7 protein-coding genes are annotated in these 10,031 nt (G+C 64.5%); 4 read left to right on the forward strand and 3 right to left on the reverse strand.

Annotation, left to right across the window (positions count from 1 at the left end; genetic code table 11):
* Positions 1-356: 356 nt before the first annotated feature.
* On the forward strand, positions 357-5,750 hold the full coding sequence (locus AAG801_RS02125) for an AAA family ATPase (RefSeq protein WP_341886957.1): 5,394 nt from the start codon (positions 357-359) through the stop codon (positions 5,748-5,750).
* Here the strand turns inward: AAG801_RS02125 and AAG801_RS02130 are convergent.
* Entirely contained in the window at positions 5,734-5,979 is a 246-nt protein-coding gene (locus AAG801_RS02130; RefSeq protein ID WP_341886958.1) for a hypothetical protein, read from the reverse strand. The genes AAG801_RS02125 and AAG801_RS02130 overlap by 17 nt on opposite strands.
* A 135-nt stretch (positions 5,980-6,114) precedes the next feature.
* Between AAG801_RS02130 and AAG801_RS02135 the strand changes: the two genes are divergently transcribed.
* From AAG801_RS02135 to AAG801_RS02145, 3 genes are read left to right on the forward strand one after another with little or no spacing between them, the layout of a single operon-like run.
* Positions 6,115-6,459 (forward strand): transposase, encoded by a 345-nt coding sequence (locus tag AAG801_RS02135; RefSeq protein WP_341886959.1) that lies wholly within the window; start codon positions 6,115-6,117, stop codon positions 6,457-6,459.
* Complete coding sequence (tnpB, locus tag AAG801_RS02140; protein WP_341886960.1) at positions 6,456-6,788, forward strand: IS66 family insertion sequence element accessory protein TnpB; 333 nt, start codon at positions 6,456-6,458, stop codon at positions 6,786-6,788. Before AAG801_RS02135 ends, tnpB begins: the two co-directional genes overlap by 4 nt.
* Before the next feature lie 23 nt (positions 6,789-6,811).
* Positions 6,812-8,383: an IS66 family transposase gene (locus AAG801_RS02145; RefSeq protein WP_341886961.1), complete on the forward strand. Its 1,572-nt coding sequence runs from the start codon at positions 6,812-6,814 to the stop codon at positions 8,381-8,383.
* Positions 8,384-8,398: 15 nt separating this feature from the next.
* Here the strand turns inward: AAG801_RS02145 and AAG801_RS02150 are convergent, their stop codons facing one another.
* Together AAG801_RS02150 and AAG801_RS02155 are read right to left on the reverse strand one after the other, a co-directional pair.
* Positions 8,399-8,716, reverse strand: coding sequence for a methyltransferase domain-containing protein (locus tag AAG801_RS02150; RefSeq protein WP_341886962.1), 318 nt, complete (start codon positions 8,714-8,716; stop codon positions 8,399-8,401).
* Positions 8,717-8,820: 104 nt separating this feature from the next.
* On the reverse strand, positions 8,821-10,031 hold a 1,211-nt coding region (locus AAG801_RS02155; protein WP_341886963.1), incomplete at its 5' end, for an integrase domain-containing protein.

Consider the following 10,031-nt stretch of genomic DNA (forward strand, 5'->3'; position numbering starts at 1 on the left):
CACAGGAAGGCTGAATGTACGAACGGGGGGCTGTTCGAGTGATGGCCATAGACTGCGTGCAGTCGCTCGGACCTGGCGAGCGAACGTCGGCGGCTGCCGACACCGGGCGCTCAGGGTTCGCCGGGACGGCCGAGCGCTTCACCTTGAATATTTGCGTTCGGGACACGCCGAGCGGATCGCAGCTCAACTTGCCGAAGATGAGATTCGGCGATTCGGCGTCCCAACGGCTTACGTTTCTGCACTGGCGCTGTCGAGCCCAAGACCAAGCGGCCCCTCTAGAGTTCCAATCGAACTGCAGAATGCAGCCGCTCGACCGTCCGTAAGCGCCGCTGGCGGTGTTCACTACCATCTAGGGCATGACATCACCAGAATTGACCGGAGGTGCCGGCTTCACGTTTGAGGACGTCGTTGCCGCACGCTACCTGGCCGCCCTTGTATGCGGAACGACCGCGCCGGGTCTTGCCTCTCGAGTCGTCCATCGAGTCGCGCAGCAGCAAGCCGACTTCGGTGAACCGCTCGACGATATTGTTGTTGACGCCTTCTCCCTCGGGGACGGCTCGATGATGAGGGTCTCCCTCCAGGTGAAGCGCTCATTGACGATTTCAGGCGCGACCAGCAACGTGGACTTCCGGGAGGTTATACAGCGTAGCTGGCTCACGCTGCAGAAGGCCGACTTCCGAAAACATGCCGATAGGGTAGGCGCTGCGGTTGGGACCATTGCAGACGATGCGTTCCGCAACTTCACGACCGTTTGCGAACTGGCCCGCTCTTGTGAGACTGCCACTCACTTTGCTGCGCGCTTCAAGGACGAAGGCAACGCTTCGCAAGCCCAGCGAGATGCGGTTGAGACGGTTCGGGCTCTCGTCCAGGAGATGTCGAAGGAGCCTTTCACCGATGACGATCTGCATCTCCTGTTTGCTCACCTCGTCCTTATCAAGTTCGACGCTCTCCATGAGGGGTCGTCTGTAGAAGCGGAGGTGCTCACCGCGCTGCAGCAAGCGGTGGCGCCAGGTCAAGCTGGGAGGGCAGCTGAGCTGTGGGTGCAGCTGCGTCAACTGGCGCGCGCTGGCGCCGGGCGCTGCGCCGAATTTACCCGCGCAACGATTCTTCGGCAGCTGACCGGTGGTATTCGCTTCGCCGGCACGCCGGCGCTTGCCGGCGATCTTCAGGTGCTCCAGGAAGGCGCACGAAACTGGCTGAACCAACTGGCCGACAACATCGGCGGCGTCCATGTCGCGCGTGACAAGTTGCGGGCCACTCTCGCCAACGAGATGGCCAGCCATCGCCTGACAATCGTCAAAGGCCTACCTGGCACGGGCAAGACCGTACTTCTTCGGAGCCTGCTCGCCGACTATTCCGCCGACGGGCCAACCTTGCTGCTGGCGGCAAACAGGCTGACGGGGCGCAGTTGGCTCGAGTACGCGCGTGCGATCGGCCTCTCTCAGCTCGCACTCGAGCCGCTCCTGGTCGAGATTGCCGCTACTGGTCACGATGTGCTGTTCATCGACGGGCTCGATCGCGTCAGCCCTGAACAGCGCGCGGTGGTCACAGACGTACTCGGGCAGATCCTGGAGAACCCCGTACTCAGCAACTGGCGCGTCGTTGCTACTGCCCGCGACGCGGGGATTGAACCGCTGCGCAACTGGATTCCGTCGGCTCTGCTCTCCGGCGCTGGGGTCGGATACTTAGACGTTGGAAACTTGTCTGACGAAGAGGCTTCGGCGCTGGGCGCTTCAGTCCCGGCACTGCGATCGCTTCTGACAGGCGGCGACGAGCGAGTCCGGACACTGGCGCGACGGCCCTTCTTCGCTGCAGTACTGGCACGCGGCTTCTCCAGAGCCGGGTATCCCGCAGAGTTTGCCCCTCAAACCGAGGTCAGCCTCATCGACGCATGGTGGACTCGCGGGGGATACGACGCACAAGCGCCGCAGGCGCTTGCCCGACAACTTGCGCTCGTCGAGTTAGCTCAACGAAGTGCTCCCGATCTCGGCCGCAATCTGCGGATCCGAGATTTGACTGCCGCAACCCAGGCGGTGCTTCCAGCACTCGAGGAAGACGGCCTCGTCCAACAGGTGCGCGTAGGTCACACGGCTCAGTTCAGCCACGACATCTTCTTCGAGTGGTCGGTCTACCACTTGCTGCTGGATCAGGGCGACGACTGGGTTCGTGTGTTGACGGATACCGGGGAGCCGCCGGCCCTTGGTCGTGTGGTGGAACTACTGTCGCAATCAACCTATCTGGATCCTGACGCGTGGTCTCGCAACTTGAAGGCTCTCACGACCGCGCCGTTGCGCCCCCAATGGCTGCGGGCATGGCTCCTGGCGCCGATATTCAGTCCGGACTTCCGCAAGCACGCAACCGTCTTTGCTGCGTCGTTGTCCGATGACGACCACAGGTTGTTGGGCAAGCTGCTGGTATGGATGCAGGCCGAGAAGACAACACCGAACCCATTGGTGCTGTCCGGGCAGCTGGGCGCACAGGATCTGCAAGCAGCAGCCCGCATTCGCTTGGCCGACACGCTGGGCTGGCCCTCCGACTTTCCTGCATGGCAACGTCTACTGCATTGGACATTGGACACGCTGGACTCGATTCCCGAGGAGATCCTTGCCGATGTGGTGACGCTCTTCGAGACTTGGCAGATGTTTGCTGCTGACTATGCGAATCCCATCTCAGAGAGAGTCGTTCAGCAATGTACAAGCTGGTTGCACAAGATCGAGGACGACCATCAGTCCGGGCGCCGCTGGCGCCTCCGGAACGACACTGCTCCAGAGGCGCAGGAGCACGAACGAGTACCTACCCATCTTGAAAGTGAACTGCGCGGCTTGGTGCTGAGGTCTGCGCGCGCCTACCCGGCCATTGTCGCGGCCTACCTTGCCAAGGTGGCTTCGATCCGCCGTTGGGGCGATAAGGGTTTCGTCGAGCTAAACCGGTACTCGCCCTTGCTCGCGCAAACGCACCCAGCAGATCTGGCGCAGGTGGCGCGCAGCTACCTGATGCAAGAACTGCCAGACGACACGGCGGTACGTTGGCGCAACGAGGCACGCGAGCAGGGGCGCCGGCGCAAAGAGCTGATGGCCAAACCGCCCGAGCAGAGGACGCGGCTGGATTCGCTCGCCTTGGATAGCCCGATGCTGCCGAACACCTTCCAGCATCACGACTGGGACCGGCTGTCGACAGGAGGCGACCAGCAGGGCTACTTCCCGGCCTCACCGCTGCGCGAGCCCTTTCACTCACTCCTGTCCAGAGACGCCCCAGTCGGCCTGGCGCTTGTACGTGACTTGACCAACCACGCAACAATTGCATGGCGGCAGTTGCATCGCCACCTGCGCGGCAACGGGACGCCGATACCGCTGACCCTCGAGTTTCCTTGGGGGCGACAGGAGTTCTGGGGTACCTCGCTGCAGTACAGATGGTTCCGTGGCCACGGAGGGCCACAGGCCGTTGAGGCTGCCCTGATGGCCCTCGAGCGCTGGGCGCTTGATCAACTCGACGCAGGCCGACCGGCAGCCGAAGTCCTGCAGCAAGTTCTTGAAGGTCACTCGAGTGTCGCCACTCTGGGGCTGGTGGTTCACCTCACACTGCGAGCCAGCGAGGTCTCGGCGGCGACACTCCCGCTGGTCACCAGCCAGCGGCTTTGGCATCTTGACGTCCAGCGGTGGGTGAAGGAGTCGGAGTTCAGAACGGCCGGTCTCATCGGATTCGATGGCCGCGGGGGCGACAGCGAGCACAGGAGCGCTGTCGCGCAGACCGGCGCGCTGGAGTCGCGCCGCATGGAACTTCGCTCTCTGGTGCCGTTGTTTGTCCTGGGCCACGATGTGGCGCTTCGAGACGCATGCCGAGCAGCCATCGCACGGTTTCCGGATGCACTGGAGTTCGAGTTCGAGGAAGAGCAGGCGGATGAGAGCCGAGTCGCCGAACTGCGACGCACCGCCGAACTATGGGCTGAGTGGGGCCGCTCAGAGAACTACGCCGCTTCGAAGGTCCCCGGCCGGAATGACGTGGTTGGGATCGAACTGCGCAACCCGCGGCAGGCCGACCCGGATGTCCAGGCGGCGCGCCAACGCCACGCTCAGGTGACGCAGGAGGCCGAGCTGTGGCTCTGGGTGACGAAGTGCTTTGAGTCGGGGCAGTGGGCGCCGGGGTCCACGCTTGCCGAAGCCGTCGCTCGTGCAGACGCATTGTTGTCGGCTGTGGAGTCCGGTGCTGCCGCCTCCCTGATGCCGGGCAACTCGATCGCGCATGGCGCGGTCTCAGGGACCGCGGCGGCGGTGCTCTGTTTCGCAGAGTCGTGCGACTGCGACGCCTGGGCTGACGCGACGATCGACAAGTACAGCGATGAGCAGGAACGGCCCAGCGACGACGACTTCCCGCACGCTGTAATCCCGTGGCATCCCAAGATATTCGTTGCACATGCCTTGGCTGCGCGGGTTCGCCGCGGACGTGCTACCGCGGTAGATCGTGTGAACCTCTGCAATCTGGTCGCGCATCCCCTAGAAGTCGTTTCCCTGACAGCAGTTGATGGCTTGGCGAACTGCTGGGAGCGAGACCATCGCTTGGCTTGGTGCGGTATTGGCCTGGGTCTCCGGTTGGCACAAGCACAGCGATCTGCCGATCGGTATGACATGCCAAGAGAGGTCAGGCACGCTGCTGAAGGGTTGCGACGCAGCACGGCTGTCGAGCAGACCGTTCGGGATTACGAAAGCACCGGCAGTCTTCCGGCCTGGACGCTACCTCTTCCGGCATGGGCTCAGACAGCCGAAGGCACCGAAATGGATCGCGGCCTGGAGGATGACGAAGACGGCTGGCATCGAACGGACGACGTCTGGCTTAGCGGCCAGGCAGCCAAGGTCCTGCAGCGAGCGCCGGTCGACGTCATCATGCAAAGCCCGGCAAGAGGCCTCTTCGTCGAGGCCCTGGAAGGCTACCTTTCATGGACGCTGGACTCGGTCAATCCGGCCTGGCGAAGGGAGGGGCGCCGCAGCCGAGAACGGGAGAGCACTGAACTCTTCGAGTGGGAGCGTGAGCTGGGCCGGCTTGTTGCCCGGGTATCGCCATTCCTGCCGGCAAGAGACGTCCGGTCAAGACTGCTTGATCCCATCTTGCAGCAGCCCGACGAAACGGCGATGCGCTTGCTCAGGCCTTTCACGACCACGCTAACTTGCGCCGAAGTCATTGATGCGCGTACGGTCAGCAGCTCCACGCTGGAGTTGCTCGATATGGTGGTGGAACGAACCCTTCAACATCGCGACCTGCGGCGGTCTCGCTACAACGACGGGCGCCTTGGCGGCTTTGACCTGCCGGACCTGATCAAGTCGCTGTTGTTTGTCTACGTCGAGCGGGCAGATCTATCTACGCGGTTTGCGAATGGTGACTGGAGCCAGTTGGCGACGGTGATGCCACTGGTCGACAAGCTCGTTGGGAAAGCGGGATGGAATCCCTATGTCGCCACTCAGTTCACGACTCTTTGCGAGCGTGCTGGTGGCGCGTACCCAGCAGAGACATTCGCGGACCAAGTCCTGGTCCAAGTTGCGGATGGCAATCTTCCCAGTGGATGGAAGGGAACACTTATACCAGCGTCGATTGCAGGACTTGTTCAAGCGCATGCTGACCTGCTACACCCAATGCCGCAGCGCTTGGCTAGAAAGCTTTTGCGCATCCTCGATTCCCTCGTCGACCTTGGAGACCGCCGCAGCGCGGCGCTTCAGCTCAGCGAATCATTTCGGGGAGTGAAGCTCAAGGACGAGAACTGAGAGTGCCGCGGGTCGGCCCTTGAACTGATTCGCGAGCGCGCATCGGCGCACCCTTGGGCAGTTGGCGCACATCGGACAGGCGGCCGAACCACTGGCGGAGCGAGGCCTCATCGGCATCGGTGAACCGTCGCTCGCCGTGGAGGCGCTCGCCGGTGCCGTGCTTGAAGCTGACGTAGAGGGTGCCGCCTGGGCGCAGCGCGTTCCACAAACGCGCAAGGGCATCGGGCATCGCCGCGAGCGGTACATGCAGCAGGCTGGCGCAGCACCAGATGCCGTCGTACTGCGTAAGCGTCCGGTGATCCCATCTTGAACTGAGGCTGCGTGGCGATAACGATCGTGTCCAGTTAACGAATAGCTGGACACGATGGATACGGAGAACAGTCGCAAGCGCCGGCGCCACGGCGCAGAGCTGAAGGCGCGGATCCTGGCCGAGTGCGCTGTGCCGGGCGCTTCGGTGGCCAAGGTGGCGATTGCGCACGGGATCAACGCCAACATCGTGCACGGCTGGCGCAAGCTGGCACGCGAGGCAGGTGCAGTGACTGTGTCGCAGCAGTTCGTGCCAGTGGCCGTCGCGCCGACCGCGGATCAGGCGGCGGACAAACGCTCCATCGAGATTGAGCTCCGCCGCGGCGGCATCACGGTGAAGTTGAGCTGGCCGATGAGCGCGGCGATGGACCTGTCGGGCTGGATGCGCGAGTTGCTTCGGTGATCAAGGTTGAGGCGGTGTGGCTGGCCGTGGAGCCACTGGACATGCGTGCAGGCACCGAAGCAGCGCTGGCGCGCGTGGTCACGGTGTTCGGCGCCGCCAGGCCGCACCACGCGTACTTGTTCGCCAACCGTCGCGCCAACCGCATGAAGGTGCTTGTGCATGACGGCATCGGCGTGTGGCTGGCGGCCCGGCGCTTGAACAGCGGTCGGTTCGTCTGGCCCAAGGATGTCGGCGGCACGCTGGCGCTGAGCCGAGCACAGCTTGATGCGCTGGTGCTGGGCCTGCCCTGGCAACGCATCGGAGAGGCGGGTGTGATCACGTTGCTGTAGCGCGTCCATTGCGGCATCTGCCGATGGTGCTGGTAGCAAGCGCTCGGGCACTATCACACCCCGTGATCGCCGAAGACATCGACACGCTGGAACCTGAGCAACTGCGCGAGAAGCTGCGGACCTCACGCGCCGAGCTCGCGTTCAAGCAGGTCGTCATCGACAAGCTCACGCACGAGAACGCGATCCTCAAGCGGCTGAAGTTCGCCGCCAAGTCCGAGGCCTACAGCGCCCAGCAGACGAGCCTGCTGGAGGAGACCCTGGACAGCGATCTGGCGGCGGTGGCTGTCGAGATCGAGGCGATGGATCCCTCGACCAAGGCGGCAGGCCAGAAGCAGACACCGAAGCGCGAGAAGCTGCCGGCGAACCTGCCGCGCCGCGAGATCCGCCACGAGCCCGAGAACACCACCTGCGGCTGCGGCACACCGATGCAGCGCATCGGCGAGGACGTGGCCGAGAAGCTGGACTACCAGCCCGGCGTGTTCACGGTAGAGCGGCACATCCGCGGCAAGTGGGTGTGCAAGTGCTGCGAGAAGATTACCCAGGCACCGGTGGCGCCGCACGTCATCGACAAGGGTCTGCCGACCACGGGCCTACTGGCCCAGGTGCTGGTAGCCAAGTACCTGGACCACCTGCCGCTGTACCGCCAGGAGGCGATCTTCGAGCGTGCTGGGCACCTGATCGCCCGCTCGACGCTGGCGCAGTGGGTCGGTGAATGCGGCGTGCAGTTGCAGCCGCTGGTGGACGCCTTGGCAGCAGAACTACTGCGCCAGCCGGTGCTGCACGCCGACGAGACGCCTGTTGCGATGCTCAAGCCGGGTCATGGCAAGACCCACCGGGCCTACCTGTGGAGCTACTGCACGACGCCGTTCAACCCGGTCAAGGCCGTCGTCTTCGACTTCGCTGAGAGCCGCGGCGGCCAGCATGTGCGCGGCTTCCTCGGCTTGCCGGGAACGCAGGACAAGCCGGGCTGGCAAGGCAAGCTCGTCACCGACGACTTCAGTGGCTACAAGGCCTGCTTCGAGCTCGGCGTGACCGAGGTGGGGTGCCTGGCGCACGCACGGCGCAAGTTCCACGAGTTGTGGGTCAACCACGGCAGCCAGGTGGGCGAGCAGGCGCTGAAGTTCTTCGTTCAGCTCTACGACGTGGAGCGCGAGGTGGCCGATGCGGACAGCCAGGCACGGCTTGATGCGCGACGACGATCACGACCGGTTGCCGATGCACTGCACCAGTGGATGCGCCAGCAGCGCCAGAAGATCCCGGACGGCTCGGCCACAGCCCGGGCGATCGACTACAGCCTGAACCGCTGGGTGGCGCTGACGCGCTTCCTGGATGACGGCGATCTGCCGATCGACAACAACTGGGTGGAGAACCGCATCCGGCCGATCGCGCTGGGGCGGCAGAACTGGCTGTTCGCCGGCAGCCTGCGCGCGGGTAAACGCGCCGCCGCTGTAATGAGCCTGATCCACTCGGCCAAGCTCAACGGACTCGACCCGTACGCGTACATGCGCGAAGTGCTCGAGCGGCTGCCTACGCAACCCGCCAACCGCATCGCTGAGCTATTGCCGCATCACTGGCAGCCGACCACCTCGGCCTGAGCTCAGCTCCCGTCGTCAAGATGGGTTCGCCGGACGCTTACCGTACTGCGCCGTCTCGTCGATGTCCTCGACGCGCCGCACCGCGACTTCGAATCCGCAGTGCTCGCTGGCCAGCTTGGCCAGTTGCTCGGAGGCGTCGAAGGCCGTGACGCGGTATCCCATGCCCGCGAATGCCTTGGCGTCGCGCCCCGAGCCACAGCCGACGTCGAGGATGTGCGCCTGGGGCTGCAGCCCGGCCAGAAAGCCCCGATAGATCGGCGTCATGTCCACGCCGACCGTCGAGCTGAAGAAGTCCGCAGCGAACCGGTTGTAGTAGTGGTCGTTCTCGTCCATCCCTGGCTGACGGTGCGATTGATCGGTCAGTTCGTGACCAGGTTACCAGGCCGGATTGGCAACGCAGGAGTTCGCTTCATACGTTCGGGTGGACAGGAACCGGGTCATGTCGAGTTCGAGCTTTCCGTCTCCTCAGGGTCAACGGGGCGCGTGGTCGTCTCGCTGCCCACGACAACTGACCGACCCAAGTACATGCCTGCGATCCTCGTTCGCCCGTGCCCGAGCCGCTGGGCGATCTCCTGCCGAGCCTTCGCATCGACCTCCTTCGCGACGGGCCGCCCACCCGCGACGGGCGGCTTCTCACCGGTCAACTCCTCGTAGTCCGTCGCCGCTCCCTGATGCCGCAGCCCGTGCGGCGTCACGCCGAGGTCGGCCCGGGTGATGCCGAAGCGCTCCATCACGTAGCGCAGCCTTCGCATCGCGCGCTTCAGGTCCAGTCGAGGGTCGCCGATGCTGTCGTTCGGACCCGGCGCCACCCGGCGGGCGAACTCGATCGCGCTGCGCCGCAGGTCGTTGTCGATCGGGAAGAGCCGCGGCCGGCCACCCTTCGTGCCGCGGTGAACCCGCAGGTACGCGTCCACCCCTGCGTCCTTTCGGCCCGCCTGCGCCGCGGTGAGCACATCGCTGTTCGGCCGGAACATCAGGCTCTCCTTGAATCGCAGGTGGAAGGCGTGCATCAGTCTCAGTGCCGCTGCCGCGTACCGGTCGTAGCCCTCGACATCGCCGACCACGGTCATCACATCGACGCCTTTCGCACGCCACGCCTTGTCCTCGGTCGCGTTCTGATGTCGTGCGTACAGCGCCGCGTCGTCGAAGTACGCGCTCATCGGCTTCACCAGCCTGGGCTTGCCGATCCAGCCGGTGAAGGTGCGCAACTGGCTGGCGTAGGTCTGGATCGTCGAGGGCTTCAACCGCCCGGCCTTGACCTCCTGCGCCCAGTGGCCCATCACGCAGTCGACGTGGCGGCCGGTGAACGAGCGCGGGTCGAGTCGATAGCGTTTGGGGTGCTCGCGCAGGAAGCGGAACATCCACACGATCAGGCGCCCATGCTCGGCGATGGTCTCGTAGCCGACGCCCTTGTTGCGGGTGCTGTGCCGCCAGGCATGGCGCGCGAGGATCAGGTTGAGCACGTAGCGCCAGCGCTTCGGGTTGAGCGGAACGCTGTCCAGGTCCGGCTGCTCGTAGGTGCGCGGCCCGAACGGCCGAGTAGCGGGCTTGCGGGTGGGACGGTCTGAGGTCATCGCTGTCTCCAGGGGTCGAGGGTTGGTGGGTTCATCGGGTGACGGGATCGCGACATCGGCGGTTTCCAGTCGCC

This window comes from Variovorax sp. YR752 (genome assembly GCF_943372545.1).

Bases quoted from the DNA above. Each gene is read 5' to 3' on its own strand.
- AAG801_RS02130 (WP_341886958.1), bottom strand. From the start codon at position 5,979: ATGCCCGATGCCCTTGCGCGTTTGTGGAACGCGCTGCGCCCAGGCGGC.
- AAG801_RS02125 (WP_341886957.1), top strand. From the start codon at position 357: ATGACATCACCAGAATTGACCGGAGGTGCCGGCTTCACGTTTGAGGAC.
- AAG801_RS02150 (WP_341886962.1), bottom strand. From the start codon at position 8,716: ATGGACGAGAACGACCACTACTACAACCGGTTCGCTGCGGACTTCTTC.
- AAG801_RS02135 (WP_341886959.1), top strand. From the start codon at position 6,115: ATGGATACGGAGAACAGTCGCAAGCGCCGGCGCCACGGCGCAGAGCTG.
- AAG801_RS02145 (WP_341886961.1), top strand. From the start codon at position 6,812: ATGGTGCTGGTAGCAAGCGCTCGGGCACTATCACACCCCGTGATCGCC.